This window comes from Streptomyces cyaneofuscatus, from assembly GCF_033109485.1.
Classification (GTDB): domain Bacteria; phylum Actinomycetota; class Actinomycetes; order Streptomycetales; family Streptomycetaceae; genus Streptomyces; species Streptomyces cyaneofuscatus.
The window spans coordinates 7,344,439-7,359,869 of the sequence record NZ_CP137002.1; the positions used below are offsets into that span (position 1 = coordinate 7,344,439).

Annotated in this window: 13 protein-coding genes and 1 pseudogene; 6 read left to right on the top strand and 8 right to left on the bottom strand. The window is 71.0% G+C overall.

The features are described 5' to 3' along the window. Nucleotides 1–245 precede the first annotated feature (245 nt). Together R2B67_RS32520 and R2B67_RS32525 are read right to left on the bottom strand one after the other, a co-directional pair. Complete coding sequence (locus tag R2B67_RS32520) at nt 246–3,206, bottom strand: FAD-binding and (Fe-S)-binding domain-containing protein (protein ID WP_317823136.1); 2,961 nt, start codon at nt 3,204–3,206, stop codon at nt 246–248. A gap of 12 nt (nt 3,207–3,218) precedes the next feature. Continuing rightward, nucleotides 3,219–3,746, bottom strand: coding sequence for a MarR family winged helix-turn-helix transcriptional regulator (locus R2B67_RS32525; protein WP_317823141.1), 528 nt, complete (start codon nt 3,744–3,746; stop codon nt 3,219–3,221). 105 nt (nt 3,747–3,851) lie between these two features. On the opposite strand from R2B67_RS32525, the gene R2B67_RS32530 reads away from it, so the two are divergent. The 3 genes from R2B67_RS32530 to mltG all read left to right on the top strand — a co-directional run bounded on the left by R2B67_RS32530 (nt 3,852) and on the right by mltG (nt 7,623). Next, nucleotides 3,852–5,675, top strand: coding sequence for an ABC transporter ATP-binding protein (locus tag R2B67_RS32530; protein WP_317823148.1), 1,824 nt, complete (start codon nt 3,852–3,854; stop codon nt 5,673–5,675). A 68-nt stretch (nt 5,676–5,743) separates the two neighbouring features. Continuing rightward, the gene (locus tag R2B67_RS32535) at nt 5,744–6,355 is read left to right on the top strand and encodes a hypothetical protein (RefSeq protein ID WP_317823150.1); all 612 of its coding nucleotides are present in this window, start codon (nt 5,744–5,746) and stop codon (nt 6,353–6,355) included. Between the two features lie 410 nt (nt 6,356–6,765). Next, a complete protein-coding gene (gene mltG, locus R2B67_RS32540) occupies nt 6,766–7,623 on the top strand; it encodes an endolytic transglycosylase MltG (protein WP_317823153.1) in 858 nt (285 codons plus the stop codon). Between the two features lie 12 nt (nt 7,624–7,635). On the opposite strand, the gene R2B67_RS32545 is transcribed toward mltG, so the two are convergent. From R2B67_RS32545 to R2B67_RS36095, 6 genes are all read right to left on the bottom strand, one after another. Beyond that, nucleotides 7,636–8,730, bottom strand: coding sequence for an NAD(P)-binding domain-containing protein (locus tag R2B67_RS32545; protein ID WP_381075292.1), 1,095 nt, complete (start codon nt 8,728–8,730; stop codon nt 7,636–7,638). 67 nt (nt 8,731–8,797) lie between these two features. Further along, nucleotides 8,798–10,009: an LLM class flavin-dependent oxidoreductase gene (locus tag R2B67_RS32550; protein WP_317823157.1), complete on the bottom strand. Its 1,212-nt coding sequence runs from the start codon at nt 10,007–10,009 to the stop codon at nt 8,798–8,800. After that, the gene (locus R2B67_RS32555; protein WP_317823159.1) at nt 10,006–11,040 is read right to left on the bottom strand and encodes an ABC transporter substrate-binding protein; all 1,035 of its coding nucleotides are present in this window, start codon (nt 11,038–11,040) and stop codon (nt 10,006–10,008) included. The genes R2B67_RS32550 and R2B67_RS32555 overlap by 4 nt, the downstream gene beginning before the upstream one ends. 95 nt (nt 11,041–11,135) lie before the next feature. Beyond that, entirely contained in the window at nt 11,136–11,957 is an 822-nt protein-coding gene (locus R2B67_RS32560) for an ABC transporter ATP-binding protein (RefSeq protein WP_317823161.1), read from the bottom strand. Then, nucleotides 11,930–12,817 carry an ABC transporter permease gene (locus tag R2B67_RS32565; protein ID WP_317823162.1) on the bottom strand — a complete coding sequence of 296 codons (888 nt, stop codon included), beginning with the start codon at nt 12,815–12,817 and terminating at the stop codon, nt 11,930–11,932. The genes R2B67_RS32560 and R2B67_RS32565 overlap by 28 nt, the downstream gene beginning before the upstream one ends. 283 nt (nt 12,818–13,100) lie before the next feature. Next, on the bottom strand, nt 13,101–13,202 hold the full coding sequence (locus tag R2B67_RS36095) for a putative leader peptide (RefSeq protein ID WP_350676471.1): 102 nt from the start codon (nt 13,200–13,202) through the stop codon (nt 13,101–13,103). A gap of 74 nt (nt 13,203–13,276) precedes the next feature. On the opposite strand from R2B67_RS36095, the gene R2B67_RS32570 reads away from it, so the two are divergent. The 3 genes and pseudogenes from R2B67_RS32570 to R2B67_RS32580 all read left to right on the top strand — a co-directional run bounded on the left by R2B67_RS32570 (nt 13,277) and on the right by R2B67_RS32580 (nt 14,882). Then, nucleotides 13,277–13,699: a secondary thiamine-phosphate synthase enzyme YjbQ gene (locus R2B67_RS32570; RefSeq protein WP_317823164.1), complete on the top strand. Its 423-nt coding sequence runs from the start codon at nt 13,277–13,279 to the stop codon at nt 13,697–13,699. Nucleotides 13,700–13,797: 98 nt separating this feature from the next. Further along, nucleotides 13,798–14,106: pseudogene (locus R2B67_RS32575) on the top strand (transposase); the annotation flags it as partial. A 209-nt stretch (nt 14,107–14,315) separates the two neighbouring features. After that, the gene (locus tag R2B67_RS32580; RefSeq protein WP_317823166.1) at nt 14,316–14,882 is read left to right on the top strand and encodes a hypothetical protein; all 567 of its coding nucleotides are present in this window, start codon (nt 14,316–14,318) and stop codon (nt 14,880–14,882) included. Nucleotides 14,883–15,431: the final 549 nt, after the last annotated feature.

Below are 15,431 nucleotides of genomic sequence, written 5' to 3' on the forward strand. Positions count from 1 at the left end.
CGAGCCTCCAGGTGGGGTGTGGGGGTTCTGGACGTGCGCGAGCGGGGCCCGGGTCCCGTACGGGTGTGAACGGACCCCGGGACCGGGCCTCGGTAGGACCCTGGACGGTGAGGCTGATGGTGCGCAAGAGAGCCAATTGGACTCTCGTCCTCAAACCATGGACTTTTCTTCACGGCATGCGAAGGCCCCAACTGGTTCAACCAGTTGGGGCCTCTGACCTGGGCTCGGACGGGTCCTGCGGAGGCTCAGCGGCCCGGCGGCCGGGTGGCGCGCTCCAGCTCGATCAGGGCCGAGCGGTAGGGGTGTCCGGTGGCCCGCTCCATGCCGATCTCGCACATGCGGTTGGCCGACAGATAGGCGTCATACGTACGGGAGTTGACCTCGGCCGCCTCCTTCGCCGTGGCCGTATCGGTCAACTCCTTGTGCAGCATGCCCCGGTCGCCCGCGAACGCGCAGCATCCGGCGTCGTCCGGCACGGTCACCTCGTCGGCGCAGGCCTCGGCAAGCACCCGCAACTGCTCGGTGTCGCCCAGGTGTTCCATGGAGCACGTCGGATGGACGACGGCCGATCCGGTCCTCCGGGACACCGTCAGCTCCGGGAGCAGCTCGTCGGCCGCCCACACCAGCGAGTCCACGACGGTGAGTTCGCGGTGCAGGGCCCTGTTGTCCTCGGTGAGGTAGGGCACGACCTCTTCGGCGATGCCGAGCGTGCAGGAGGACGCGTCGACGACCAGCGGCAGGGTCCCGCCCGCCGTCCAGCCCCAGGCCGCCTCCACGATGCGGTTCGCCATGATCCTGTTGCCCGCGTCGTACCCCTTGGAGTGCCAGATCGTCGCGCAGCACGTCCCGGCGACGTCCTCGGGGATCCACACCGGCTTTCCGGCCCGCTCGGAGACGGCTACGAGGGCCTCGGCCAGAGAGGTTCCGGGCGGGCCTGCCGCAGGTCCCGCCTCCGGGCCGGCGAAGATGCGGTTCACGCAGGCCGGGTAGTACACCGCGCTCGCCCCCACCCGTGCGGTACGGGGCAGCTCGCGGGCGGCGCGACCGGGGAGCTGGGGCAGCCACTCCGGTACGAGATCGGGGCGTACGGCCCTGCGGGCGAGCCGGGTCACCGACTCCAGCAGCCGGTCGCCGCCCCGCTCCCCGATGGCGTTCCCCGCCGCCACGGCGAGCCGCGCCGAGGCCTCCACCACCCGGAAGTTCTTCGCGGTGAGCGCGGCGATCCGCTCCTCGCGCGGGGTGTGCCGCAGGTGCCGGAACCCCTTCATCATCGCCCCGGTGTCGATGCCGACCGGGCAGGCGAGCTTGCAGGTGGAGTCCCCGGCGCAGGTGTCCACCGCGTCGTACCCGTAGGCGTCGAGGAGTCCGGCCTCCACCGGGGAGCCGTCCGCCTGGCGCATCATCTCGCGGCGCAGCACGATCCGCTGGCGCGGCGTGGTCGTCAGATCCTCGCTGGGGCAGGTGGGTTCGCAGAAGCCGCACTCGATGCACGGGTCGGCGACCGCCTCCACCTTCGGAATGGTCTTCAGTCCGCGCAGATGGGCCCGCGGATCCCGGTCGAGGACGATGCGCGGAGCGAGCACCCCCTCGGGGTCGATGACCTGCTTCGTCCGCCACATCAGCTCAGTCGCCCGAGGACCCCACTCGCGCTCCAGGAATGGCGCGATATTGCGGCCGGTGGCGTGCTCGGCCTTGAGGGACCCGTCGAAACGGTCCACGACCAGCGCGCAGAACTCCTGCATGAACGCGTCGTACCGCTCGACGTCGTCGGGGCGCGCCGCGTCGAAGGCGAGCAGGAAGTGCAGGTTGCCGTGGGCCGCGTGACCGGCGACCGCCGCGTCGAAGCCGTGGCGGGACTGGAGCTCCAGCAGCGCCTCGCAGGCATCGGCCAGCCGGTCCGGCGGGACGGCGAAGTCCTCGGTGATCAGCGTCGTACCCGAGGGGCGGGAGCCGCCGACCGCCGTCACGAACGCCTTGCGGGCCTTCCAGTACCCGGCGATCGTCCCCGCGTCCCGGGTAAACGTGTTGGTGACGGAGGCGGCGGGAACCACCAGATCCAGTCCCCGCATCACCTCGGTGGCGGCCTCCTCGAACGCCTCCTGCCCGGCCTCGTCCGGTGCGCGGAACTCGACCAGCAGCGCGGCCGTCTCCCGGGGCAGCGCCGCCCAGTCCGCCGGGACGCCCTTCACACTGACCGAAGCACGCAGGGTGTTGCCGTCCATCAGCTCCACCGCGATGGCCCCGGCTTCGTTGAACCGGGGGACGGCGGCCGCGGCGGCGGTGAGGGAGGGGAAGAAGAGGAGGGCGCTGGTGATCCGCCGGTCCAGCGGCAGGGTGTCGAAGACGGTCTCGGCGATGAAGCCGAACGTCCCCTCGGAGCCCACCATGAGACCGCGCAGGATCTGTACGGGCGTCGCGCCGTCGAGGAAGGCGTCGAGGCGGTAGCCGTTGGTGTTCTTGATCGCGTACTTGGTTCGGATGCGGGCCGTCAGCTCCTCGTCCGCCTCGATCTCCGCCTTGAGCTCCAGCAGCCCGGCGCACAGCTGCGGCTCCGCGTGGGCCAGCTCCTCGTCGGCGGCGGGGTCGGCGGTGTCGACGACGGTGCCGCTCGGCAGGACGAAGGTGAGGGAGGCCAGCGTGCGGTAGGAGTTGCGGGTGGTGCCCGCCGTCATCCCCGAGGCGTTGTTGGCGACGACCCCGCCGATGGTGCAGGCGATGGCGCTCGCCGGGTCGGGGCCCAGCAGCCTGCCGTACCGGGCGAGCGTGGCGTTGGCCCGCAGGATGGTGGTGCCGGGCCGGATGCGGGCACGCGCCCCGTCGTCCAGCACCTCGACACCGGTCCAGTGACGGCGGACGTCGACGAGGATGTCCTCGCCCTGCGCCTGGCCGTTGAGGCTGGTGCCCGCCGCCCGGAAGACGACCTCGCGGCCCTTGCCGTGGGCGTACGACAGGATCGCGGAGACGTCGTCGAGATCCTCGGGGACCAGCACGACCCGGGGGAGGAAGCGGTACGGGCTGGCGTCGGAGGCGTACCGCACGAGGTCGGAGATCTTCCAGAGCACCTTGTCCGCGCCGAGCAGGGCGGTCAGCTCGGAGCGCAGGGGCTCCGGGGTCCCGGCCGCGCTCCCGTCGGTGACCCGGTCGGGGGCGGGTGCGCGTGCCGTACCGGGGCGGAGGGCTTCCGGGTCGGGCTCCAGCAGCGGCATGTCGGCGTCCTCTCAGCAGCGGCGCTCCGGCATCCCGTCGACCAGAGCGGAGAGCAGCTCACCCAGCACCTCGCGCTGGCCGGCGGTCAGTGGGGCCAGGATCTCCTCCGCGGCCGCCCGGCGCGCGTTGCGCAGGGAGCGCAGCGTGGCGCGCCCCTCGTCGGTGATCTCGATGCGGACCACCCGGCGGCTGTCCGGATCCGGGGCGCGGCGGACCCGCCCGCTCGCCTCCAGGGCGTCGACCAGCGTCGTCACGGCGCGCGGGACTACATCCAGGCGATGGGCGAGATCGGCCATCCGGGGGGCCGCGTCGTAACTCGCGACGGTCCGCAGCAGCCGGAACTGGGCCGGGGTGATGCCGATCGGCTCCAGCTGACGGCTCTGGATGCGGTGCAGCCGGCGGGTCAGCCGCAGCAGTTGCTCGGCGAGCATGCCGTCGGAGTCGCGGTCATGATCCCGGTCCCGGTGATGGTCGGGGGAGCGCTGGGGGGCGGCTGCCGCATCCGTGGCATCGGCGTCGGAGGAATCTGAGGCGTCCATACGGGAACAATATCAGGACCCCGTTCATTGTGAGTATAGGTAACAATGAGCTAAGCTCTGAACGTCGGACACGTCCGGCGTTCCTCACGCCCCACGAAGGAGCCCATGAAACCCGACGCACTCACGTGGACGCCCCCTCCCGATGCCCGCGCCGCCTCCGACCGGCCGCCCGGCGAGGTGCGGCGCATCCTCCGTCTCTTCCATCCCTACCGCGGCCGGCTCGCCGTGGTCGGCCTGCTGGTCGGCGCCTCCTCCCTGGTGTCGGTCGCCTCCCCGTTCCTGCTGCGCGAGATCCTGGACACCGCGATCCCCCAGGGACGCACCGGACTGCTGACGCTGCTCGCCCTCGGCATGATCCTCACCGCCGTGATGAACAGCGTCTTCGGCGTCCTGCAGACCCTGATCTCGACGACCGTCGGCCAGCGCGTCATGCACGACCTGCGCACCGCCGTGTACACCCAGCTCCAGCGGATGCCGCTCGCCTTCTTCACCCGGACCCGCACGGGCGAGGTGCAGTCCCGCATCGCCAACGACATCGGAGGGATGCAGGCGACGGTCACCTCCACCGCCACCTCGCTCGTCTCCAACCTCACGGCCGTCATCGCCACCGTCGTCGCCATGCTCGCGCTCGACTGGCGCCTCACCGTCGTCTCGCTGCTCCTGCTGCCGGTGTTCGTCGCGATCAGCCGCCGCGTCGGCCGGGAGCGGAAGAGGATCACCACCCAGCGCCAGAAGCAGATGGCCGCCATGGCCGCCACGGTGACCGAGTCCCTCTCGGTCAGCGGCATCCTCCTCGGCCGCACGATGGGCCGCTCCGACTCCCTCACCCAGGGGTTCACCGAGGAGTCCGAGCGCCTGGTCGACCTGGAAGTGCGCTCCAGCATGGCGGGCCGCTGGCGGATGTCCATCATCGGCATCGTGATGGCCGCCATGCCCGCCGTCATCTACTGGGTGGCCGGCCTCACCGTCCAGCCCGGGGGCACCGCCGTCTCCATCGGCACGCTCGTCGCCTTCGTCACCCTCCAGCAGGGCCTCTTCCGCCCGGCGGTCAGTCTGCTCTCCACCGGCGTGCAGATGCAGACCTCCCTCGCCCTCTTCCAGCGGATCTTCGAGTACCTCGACCTCACGGTGGACATCACCGAGCCGGAGAAGCCCGTCCGGCTGGAGAAGATCCGCGGCGAGATCGCCTTCGAGAACGTCGACTTCAGTTACGACGCCGACGGCGCCCCCACACTGTGCGCCATCGACGTGACCGTCCCCGCGGGCACCAGCCTGGCGGTCGTCGGCTCCACCGGCTCCGGCAAGTCCACGCTCAGCTATCTCGTGCCCCGGCTCTACGACGTCACCGGCGGCCGGGTCACGCTCGACGGGACCGACGTCCGCGACCTGGACTTCGACACCCTGGCCCGGGCGGTCGGCGTGGTCTCCCAGGAGACCTACCTCTTCCATGCCTCCGTCGCCGACAACCTGCGCTTCGCCAAGCCGGAGGCCACCGACGAGGAGATCGAGGCCGCGGCCCGCGCCGCCCAGATCCACGACCACATCGCCTCCCTGCCCGACGGGTACGACACCCTCGTCGGCGAGCGCGGCTACCGCTTCTCGGGCGGCGAGAAGCAGCGCCTGGCCATCGCCCGCACCATCCTCCGCGACCCGCCGGTGCTGATCCTCGACGAGGCGACCAGCGCCCTCGACACCCGTACGGAACACGCCGTGCAGGAAGCGATCGACGCACTTTCCGCCGGCCGCACCACCGTCACCATCGCGCACCGCCTCTCCACCGTCCGCGACGCGGACCAGATCGTCGTCCTGGACGGCGGCCGCATAGCCGAGCGCGGTACGCACCAGGAGCTGCTCGACCGGGACGGCCGGTACGCCGCCCTGATCCGCCGCGACTCCAACCCGGCCCCCGCCCCGGTCCCGGCCCCCTGACCGCGCACCGCGTGCGGCCGGGACCCCGGCACCACCCGCACACGGCCCGTACGGCATGATCGCCGCGCATGAAAGCTCTCCTCGGGGTCGAACTCCCCGGCTACCGGCCCGTCGACACCGACGCCTGGCTGAACGACCACGGCGATGTGCTGTCGCTGCACTTCTTCGACCTGGTGCCGGATCTGCCGGCCGCCCTGGACGACGGCCCGGCCCTGCGCCACGGCCTGACCCACTTCACGGCGCGAGCGGGCGGCGGCCTCATCGAGGCGTCGGTGAAGCGGCTCGGCGAGCTGCCCGCCCTGCGCCAGATACTCAAACTGCCGCTCCCCGGGCAGCCCAGCGGCCAGGCGTTCATCGGCAGCTTCACCGTGCCGCGCGCCACGTGCAGCACCGTGGTGAAGATCCAGGCGGCCGAGCGCGGCATGACCGGCATGCGGGAGGCCGTGGTGATGGCCAAGCTCGGCCCCGAGAGCTACTTCCGGCCGCATCCTTACGCCCCCGAGGTCCAGGGCGGGCTGCCCTTCCACGCGGCGGACCACGACCGGTGGGACGCGGAGTTCCCGGACCACCCGCTCACCCGGGTCCGCCGGACGCTCGACGTGCTCGCGGAGGCGGTGACGGTCGACCCCGCCTTCACCGCACTCCCGCCCTTCGCCGGACCGGGCGCGGCACGGGGCTGACGCCGTACGCGGGCGGTACGGCGCCCCCGCTCCGTACACGCAGCGGCGCCGCCGCTCCCGTGGGACGGGGAGCGACGGCGCCGGGCGGAGCGATGGTCAGACGAGCCAACCCACGAAGTGGACGATGCCGGCCAGCAGGTTGGTCAGGAAGTTCATCTGGTCTTTCTCCTTGTGCGTGATGCATGTGTGGGACGTGCGCGGTAGCGGTCTGCAGCCCGTTGACTGCGCTCTGCAATCATCACGTCCGGCGGAGGAGATCAGCAACGAATCCCCATACGATCACGCGTTCCAGCGAACACCCGATCCCTTGTTCGTGTGTTCTGGTCGTGCGGTACGGCGTTCGTGTCGCCGGAGCCGACGCCGCCGCCGGGCTACCGGCCCGGGGGAGCGGACCGGGTTAACGTGCCCGCATGGTGAACGAGTCCCCGGACGCCCGTCCCCGTCGCAGACTCCGCCCGACCCGCCGCGGAAAGATCGTCCTGGTCGTCGCCGCGCTGCTCGTCGTGTCGGCCGCCGTACTGATCCCGCTCTCCGTGTTCGGATCGGACGAGCAGAAGGAGAAGAAGCAGCGCCCGCAGAGCACGCTGGTGATCCCGGAGGGCTGGCGCGCCTCGCAGGTGTACACCGCCGTCGACCGGGCGCTCGGCCTGAAGTCCGGCACCACGCAGAAGACCGCGGGGACGGTCGATCTGGAGCTGCCCGAACAGGCCGAGGGCAACCCCGAGGGGTACTTCTTCCCGGCCACCTATCCGATCGACTCCGCGACCAAGCCGGCCGGCCTGCTGCGCTACATGGCGGACACCGCCCGCAAACGGTTCGGGGCGGACCACATCACCGCCGGGGCGCAGCGCAACAACGTCACGGTCTACGAGACGGCCACGATCGCCAGCATCGTCCAGGCCGAGGCGGACACCGCCTCCGACATGGGCAAGGTCGCCCGGGTCGTCTACAACCGGCTGCTCAAGGACATGCCGTTGCAGATGGACTCCACCATCAACTACGCCCTCAAGCGCTCCACCCTGGACACCACGACCACCGACACCCAGCTGGACAGCCCGTACAACAGCTATGTACGCAAGGGCCTGCCGCCGACGCCCATCGGCAACCCGGGGGAGGAGGCGCTGCGCGCCGCGATCAGCCCGACGCCCGGCCCCTGGCTGTACTTCGTCACGGTCGCGCCCGGGGACACCCGGTTCACCGACAGCTACGACGAACAGCAAAAAAATGTCGAGGAGTTCAACAGCAACCGCCGTGCGGCCACGGGCTGACCGGAGCAGCCGTCACACGGCCGCTGCCGCCTCTGGCGTACGGTCCGGGCCACCGGTCTCCTCCAGCAGCCGCAGCACCGACCGCACGGCGGTGCGCCCCGCCCGGTTGGCGCCGATGGTGCTGGCGGACGGGCCGTACCCGACGAGGTGGACGCGCCGGTCCCGTACCGCACGGGTGTTCTCCGCCCGGATGCCGCCGCCCGGCTCGCGCAGCTTCAGCGGCGCCAGGTGGTCCACGGCGGGCCGGAAGCCGGTCGCCCAGAGGATCACGTCCGCCTCGGCGCTCCGGCCGTCGTCCCAGGCCACCCCGGTCGGGGTGATCCGGTCGAACATCGGCAGCCGGTCCAGCACCCCCTGCTCCCGGGCGCGCCGCACCGCGTCGGTGACGGGCAGCCCGGTCACGGACACCACGCTCTGCGGCGGCAGCCCGTTGCGTACCCGCTCCTCCACCATCGCCACCGCCGCCCGCCCCCACTCCTCGGTGAACGGCTCGTCGCGGAAGACCGGCTCGCTCCGGGTCACCCAGAAGGTCTCGGCGGCGTACGGGGCGATCTCCATCAGGTGCTGCGTACCGGAGGCGCCGCCCCCGACCACGATGACGCGCCGTCCCGCGAACTCCTCGGGCCCCGGGTAGTTCGCCGTGTGCAGCTGCCGCCCCCGGAACGTCTCCTGCCCGGGGTAGCGCGGCCAGAACGGCCGGTCCCAGGTGCCGGTCGCGTTGATCAGCGCCCGCGCGGCGTACGTCCCCTCGGACGTCTCCACGAGCAGCCGCCCGCCGCTTCCCTCACGTACGGCGCTCACCTCGACGGGCCGGTGGACCCGCAGCTCGAAGCGCTCCTCGTACGCCGTGAAGTACGCGCCGATCACCTCGGACGAGGGCCGGTCGGGGTCGGCGCCGGTCAGTTCCATGCCCGGCAGCGCGTGCATCCCGTGGACCTTGCCGTACGTGAGCGAGGGCCAGCGGAACTGCCAGGCGCCGCCCGGCCGGGGCGCGTGGTCCAGGACCACGAAATCGCGGTCCGGCTCCAGACCGACGCGGCGCAGGTGGTGGGCGGCGGACAGCCCCGCCTGCCCGGCGCCGATCACGACCACGTCCAGCTCGCGCACCCCAGTAATGTTCACGCTTCTACTAACTCGTGGGGCGCCCGGGATCTTCCCGGGCGCCCCACAGGGTTCAGCGCCCTCCGGCGACCAGCAGCGGCGCCGCACCATGCACCGGCGCCGCACCCCGGGTCTCGGCTCCGGGCGTGCCCAGCAGCGGAGACGCGGGAACGGTCGAGAGCAGCCCGCGTCGGGCCAGCTCGGGCGTCACGCCCTCACCGAACCAGTACGCCTCCTCCAGATGCGGATAGCCCGAGAGCACGAAGTGCTCCACACCCAGCGCGTGGTACTCCTCGATCCGGTCGGCGACCTCCGCGTGGCTGCCCACCAGCGCGGTCCCGGCCCCACCGCGCACCAGGCCGACACCGGCCCACAGGTTCGGCGCGATCTCCAGCTTGTCCCGCGAGCCGCCGTGCAGCGCCAGCATCCGCTGCTGCCCGACCGACTCGCTCTTCCCGAGCGCCTGCTGCGCCGCCGCGATCGTGTCCGCGTCCAGATCGTCCAGCAGCCGGTCGGCCGTCGCCCACGCCTCGCGCGACGAGTCACGCGAAATGGTGTGCAGCCGGATCCCGAACCGGACCGTACGCCCCTGCTCCTCGGCCAGCCCGCGAATCCAGTCGATCTTCTCCTTCACCTGGGCCGGCGGCTCACCCCAGGTCAGATAGACATCGGCATGGGCGGCGGCCACCGGACCGGCGGCCGCCGAGGACCCGCCGAAGAAGATCTCCGGCAGCGGGTCCGGCGGCAGCGCGGTCAGCCCGCCCTCCACCTGGTAGTGCTCGCCGTCGAAGTCGTACGGCTGCCCGCTCCAGGCACCCCGTACCACCGACAGGAACTCCGCCGTCCGCGCGTAACGCCGGTCGTGGTCCAAGTGGTCCCCGAACCGCCGCTGTTCGGTCGAGTCGCCACCGGTCACCACGTTGAGCAGCAGCCGCCCCCGGGTGATCCGCTGGTAGGTCGCGGCCATCTGGGCGGCGAGCACGGGCGAGATGACGCCCGGGCGGAAGGCGACCAGGAACTTCAGCCGCTCGGTGTGCTGCGCGAGCGCCACCGTGGTCAGCCAGGCGTCCTCGCACCACGTACCTGTCGGCGTCAACACCGCCTCGAAGCCCAGCTGTTCGGCCGCCTTGGCGATCTGCGCCAGATACTCGATGTCCGGCGCGCGGACCCCGCTCACCGGGGTGATCCGGTCGCGCTTGATCCCGCCGTCGGTGTACGCGTGCCGGTCCACGAGCGTCCGGCCGTCACCTCCGGTGGGCAGGAACCAGTGCAGATGTACGTTCACGAGGAGGCCTTTCCGTACGAGCGGGGTGCGGTGGAGGAGGCGGGGAGGTTCCGGTTGAAGCGGGTGTCGACGTAGTCCTTGAAGTCGAACCGCCGCGGAATCAGCTTGAGTTCGGCGAAGGTGTCGGCGATCTCCTGCTCGGAGGCGATGGCGGCCTCGTCGATCGCCACGGGCACGCGGGTGCCGTAGGTGAGCTTCACGGCGTCCAGCGCCACCTCGTAGGGCAGCCCGGTCTCCTTCGCCCACACCTTCGCCCACTCCTCCGGGTGCTCGAAGACCCAGTTCTGCGCCCGCTCCAGCCGGACCAGCAGATCACCGAGGGCCTTCGACTTCTGCTTGTCCTTGAGCGAGGCGGGCGAAGCCACCTGGAAACCGAGGCCGTTGACGACGCCCTCACCGGTCGTCAGTACCCGGGCGTTCCCGGCCCGCAGGATCTGCGAGGTGTACGGGTCCCAGATCGCCCAGGCGTCGACCTTCCCCCGGCTGAACGCGGCGAGCGCGTCAGCGGGCTGGAGGTAGTTGAGCTTCACATCCTTGATGGAGAGGCCCGCCTTCTTGAGCGAGGCGACCAGCTGGAAGTGGGCCGAACTGCCCTGCGCCACGGCGACGGACTTCCCCTTGAGCTGCTCGGGCTTCTTGAGCGGCGAGTCCTTCGGGACGACGATGGCCTCACCTGCCGACGATCCGTGGCTGGCACCCACGACGACGATGTTCGAGTCGGACCCGGCGGCGAAGACGGGCGGGGTGTTGCCGACCCCGCCGATGTCCACGGCCCCGGCGCTCACGGCCTCCAGCAGGGGTGGACCGGAGGTGAAGGTGGACCATTTGATGCGGTAGTCGAGATCGTCGAGCTCTCCGGAGGCCCGCAGGATGGCTTCGTAACCACCCTTCTGGTCACCGACGTTGAGCGTCACGCTGCCCTTGCCGTCGGTGCTGCCTCCCCCCGACCCCGTGGACGAAGCGCCGCCACCGCAGGCGGCGAGGAGCAGGGCGAGGGGAAGGAGCAGGGCGGGCAGGGCGCGGCGTTTCATGGTGGTTCTCCGTGTTGCTCGGGAAGGGGAAGGGGAGGGGGGAAGAGGCGGGGTGAAGAGGTGGGGGGGTAAGAGGTGGGTGGTGGTCCGGGAGGTCATACGTCGGAGTGCGCGGCGGCAGCCACTTCCTGCTGCTGGTGGTCGGCCCCGGCGTCCGCCCCGCCGCCGTCCTCGACGCCGAGCTCGCTCAGCAGCCGCGAACGCAGGCCCGCGAAACCGGGGGCGCCGACACCGCGCGGGCGGTCCAGCCCGACGGCGGTGTCGTACGCGATGCCGCCCTCCCGCATCACCAGCACCCGGTCGGCCAGCAGCAGGGCCTCGTCCACGTCGTGGGTGACCAGCAGGACCGCGCAGCCACGCCGCTGCCAGAGCTCCGCCACGAGCTGCTGTGCCTTGATCCGGGTCAGGGCGTCCAGCGCGCCGAACGGCTCGTCGAGCAGGAGCAGATCGGGCTCGCGCACCAACGCGCGTGCCAGGGAGGCACGTTGGGCCTCGCCGCCGGACAGCGTCTTGGGCCAGGCACCGGACCGGTCGGTCAGCCCGACCTCTGCCAACGCCTTTTCAGCCAGGGCCCGTTCGGGCTTGCCCGGCAGCCCCAGCAGCACATTGCGCCAGACCCGTTTCCAGGGCATGAGGCGCGGCGCCTGAAAGGCCACGGCACGGCGGCGCGGCACCAGAACCGTCCCCGCTATCTCGCGGTCGAGCCCGGCCAGCACCCGTAGCAGGGTCGACTTGCCGCATCCGCTGCGCCCCAGCAGGGCGGTGAACTCCCCTGCTTTCAGGGTGAGATCGAGACCGTCGATGACAGCACGCCCGTCGAAGGAACGGGTGAGCCCTTCGACCCGAACGGCGGCCTCGGGCTCCCCGGTGGGGGAGGGGGCCGGGGTGGTCACTGGCCGGTGAAGGTCGGTCGCCATTGCAGCAGCAGCCTTTCGAGGGTCCGGACGATGACATCGGCGGTGAGGCCGAGGAAGGCGTAGACGACGAGGCAGACGACGATCACGTCCGTCCGGAAGAACTCCCGGGCCTGGTTCATCAGGAACCCGATCCCGGCATCGGCGTTGATGGACTCGCCGAAGACGAGCGCGAGCCAGGCGGTGGCCAGCGAGTACCGCAGCCCGGTCATAGCCCCGGGCAACGCCCCCGGCAACACCACATGGCGCACGAGCCCCCACCGGTTCAGCCCCAACGACTCACCGGCCTCGATGAGTTGGGCGTCCACGCCACGGATCCCCGCATACACGTTCAGGTACAGATGAAAGGCGACCCCGAGCGCGATGAGCGCCACTTTCGGCGCCTCGCCGATACCGAGCCAGATGATGAACAGCGGGATCAGCCCCACCCAGGGCACGGTGCGCAGCATCTGTACGGTCGCGTCGACGAGGTCCTCGCCGAGCCGCGAGAGCCCCGAGACCAGCGCGAGCACCGTCCCGACGACCCCGCCGAGCACGAGCCCCACCGCCACCCGCTGGAGCGACACGCCCATAGCGGCCGGCAGGGTCCCGTCGGCGATCAGATCGCCGCCCGCCCGGGCGATGGTCCCCGGCGAGGCGAGCACGTCCGGGTGCAGAACCCCCGTGGCGCTGAACACCTGCCAGAGCGCGAGCAGCAGCAACGGCCCCACGGTCCGCCGCAACCACCGGGGCACGGACCGCAGCCGCGCCCGGCGCACGGACGCCGGGACGATCGGCTCCAGATCGGGTGACGTACGACTGCCGGGGGCCGGGGTCTTCTCCAGGCCGGCGGCCAGATCGGGCGGTGCGTGGCTGATGGTCATGGGGGCTCCACGGGAGGTCGTACGGAGGGGGATCGGGAACGGAGACACGCTGACGCGCCCCCGGGCCAGGGCACTGCGGCTGACCCGAACACGTCAGGAAGGCCGCAAGGCCGGAGGGCGCGTCAAGAAGGCCGCAGGGCCGGAGGATCAGGGGCGGCGAGCCCGGCCGGCGGCAGATCGAAGCAGCCCGCACGGGTACGTCGAGGGGGAGGGGCAGCAACCGGGGCGGAACGGGCGCGAAGGAGGCCCGGTCAGAAGCGGCCGGAAAGGCGCTGAGAGAACGTCAGCAGCCGCGACAACACGCGGCGGATGCCACCCGCAGCAGGTCGATGTGACCGCGCGAGGTGAGCAGAGCTGATCGGAACATGGCGATGAACGTAGCCATCCGGTCAGGAGGCGGTCAATGGTGTCTCGGAGCGTGGACGTGTGATCTCGCCCTCCGGAAGGGAAGATGGGGGCATGTCCGATTCCTTCACCACCACGGTTCTGCACATCACCACGGGTACGGCCGAACGCGTCATGGACCTGACCCGGGAGTGCGAGGAGTTCCTCGCCCGGTCGGCGTCCGGCCGGGACGGCCTCCTGAACATCTTCGTCCCCCACGCCACGGCGGGCATCGCGATCCTGGAGACGGGCGCGGGCAGCGACGACGACCTCCTGACCGCCCTCCACCACCTGCTCCCGGCGGACGACCGCTGGCAACACCGCCACGGCAGCCCGGGCCACGGCCGCGACCACGTACTCCCCGCCCTCGTCCCGCCCCACGCCACGCTGCCGGTGATCGGGGGGTCGCTGGAGCTGGGGACGTGGCAGTCGGTGTGCCTGGTCGATACCAATGTGGATAATCCCAACCGTGAAGTGAGGTTGAGCTTCATGGGCTGATCGCAAGGCCCGTGAGGCGGTGCCGTGAAATCTCCGCACCATGCGCGGTCCAACGGAGAGGCACTGCGCGGTACGGACGATCGAGCGGCGCTCAGCGGATCAGGGGTCTGCGGGGGCGTCCCCCCGCCGCAAACCCCGGCGGCTGTATGCCGACCGGGGCTACGACTTCGACAAGTACCGCCGCCTGCTGTGGAAACGCGGCATCAGGCCGATGGTCGCCCGACGCGGCGTCGCTCACGGCTCCGGACTGGGCAAGGTGCGCCGGGCCGTCGAGCGGGCCCTTCGCCTGGCTGCACCAGTTCGAACGGCCCGGTACCCGCTACGAGCGACGCGCCGATGTCCACCAGGGCCTGCTCGAACTGGCCTGCAGCCTCACATGCCTGCGCCGCCTGTGCACCTCGTCCTGAAGCGGTCAGCTGGCGACACTGAACCACCTCGGTCAGAAGCGGTTGAAGGGACCGCACCGCGGTCCGCAGGTCCCGATCCGCGATGTCAAGAGGCTCAGCCCGTACCAGCGCAGCCGCCCGCCCGCGCCGCACGGCCCGTCCCTGTGTCACGGACCGCCGTGCGATCATCACGCGTAGAGGGCGCGGTCGCCCGGAAGAGGGGGAACAGGGTGAGCGTGGACGGCCCGAAGAGCTGGTCCGGCTGGGCAGGCCGGACAATAGAGATTCCCGCCGACAGCGCGGGCAAGCCGACCCTGCTGGAGGTGCGGGGCGGCCTCACGTCGAGCTTCCGTTTCCACCGCGCGGTCGGCGGTCGTTCCACCGGCGAAAACCTTGTGACCACCTCCCGCGGACGGCGGATGCGTATCGTCCTTCCCGCCGATTCATCGGGCTTCACCGTGGACCGGATCACGGTGAGCGACGGAGCGAGCGGCTTTCACCGCTGGCACGCCCGGATCGTCGGCGCCGAGGCACTGCCTCCGCTCACCAAGGAGGAGCGTGAGGGGAAGTACACCGAAACGTTCGGCTACTTCCAGCCCAAGCGCTACTACGAGGAAAGACACGTCCTTCGCTGGGAGTTCAAGAGTCACGGCAGCGTGACCTACCACCTCGCGACCGGCGGCAGGCGGGTGGAGATCCCCGACTTTCCGTCCCGGTCCAAGGGAACATTCCCCCTGACTCACCACGGATACGTCACCATCTCCAGTCCGGACAAGTGGCGAGTTTCCTTGACCTGAACGAGAAGAGGTTCCACAGCGCGACCGTGGCAGACCTGGTGACGTATCAGGGACGCCCCGGGAACCATCGGGCACCAGGGCATGGGACCGGTGAGGTGGCATGTCCCTACGGCCGGGCACCCTGTTCGGCTGGAAGGCGAAACTCCGCTCCGATCCGGCCGTTGAGACGTGCAAAAGGTGTTCGGGGACGGAACGTGCTGCCGGAAGTGAGGAAGGAGCTCGATCGGCTGCTCGCCTTTGCCCCCGCCACCCGATCCGCGACCACGCTGACTTACCGTCAGATGGCGGGTGCCGACGGCCGGAGCAACGATGTGGCCAAACCCGCCCCGCCTCGTTGTGCGACCCCGCCGGCGACAGCACCGGCTGTCGCGTCGCCGCTCGTCATCGACGGATCCAACCGTGCGAGGAACGGGCGGCTTCCGCGCACAGCGGGCGGCAAGCCGAGTTTCGTGGCACTGCAAGCCGCCATGCGGTCGCTGCGGCGGCCACCCTCGTGGTTGCCTTGACGGAGTTCGGTGGATACGAACCGGGACAACCCGGACCGTCAGG

Coding starts and splice junctions, on each gene's coding strand:
- R2B67_RS32520 (WP_317823136.1), bottom strand. CDS start 3,206: ATGCCGCTGCTGGAGCCCGACCCGGAAGCCCTCCGCCCCGGTACGGCA.
- R2B67_RS32525 (WP_317823141.1), bottom strand. CDS start 3,746: ATGGACGCCTCAGATTCCTCCGACGCCGATGCCACGGATGCGGCAGCC.
- R2B67_RS32530 (WP_317823148.1), top strand. CDS start 3,852: ATGAAACCCGACGCACTCACGTGGACGCCCCCTCCCGATGCCCGCGCC.
- R2B67_RS32535 (WP_317823150.1), top strand. CDS start 5,744: ATGAAAGCTCTCCTCGGGGTCGAACTCCCCGGCTACCGGCCCGTCGAC.
- mltG (WP_317823153.1), top strand. CDS start 6,766: ATGGTGAACGAGTCCCCGGACGCCCGTCCCCGTCGCAGACTCCGCCCG.
- R2B67_RS32555 (WP_317823159.1), bottom strand. CDS start 11,040: ATGAAACGCCGCGCCCTGCCCGCCCTGCTCCTTCCCCTCGCCCTGCTC.
- R2B67_RS32560 (WP_317823161.1), bottom strand. CDS start 11,957: ATGGCGACCGACCTTCACCGGCCAGTGACCACCCCGGCCCCCTCCCCC.
- R2B67_RS32565 (WP_317823162.1), bottom strand. CDS start 12,817: ATGACCATCAGCCACGCACCGCCCGATCTGGCCGCCGGCCTGGAGAAG.
- R2B67_RS36095 (WP_350676471.1), bottom strand. CDS start 13,202: ATGGCTACGTTCATCGCCATGTTCCGATCAGCTCTGCTCACCTCGCGC.
- R2B67_RS32570 (WP_317823164.1), top strand. CDS start 13,277: ATGTCCGATTCCTTCACCACCACGGTTCTGCACATCACCACGGGTACG.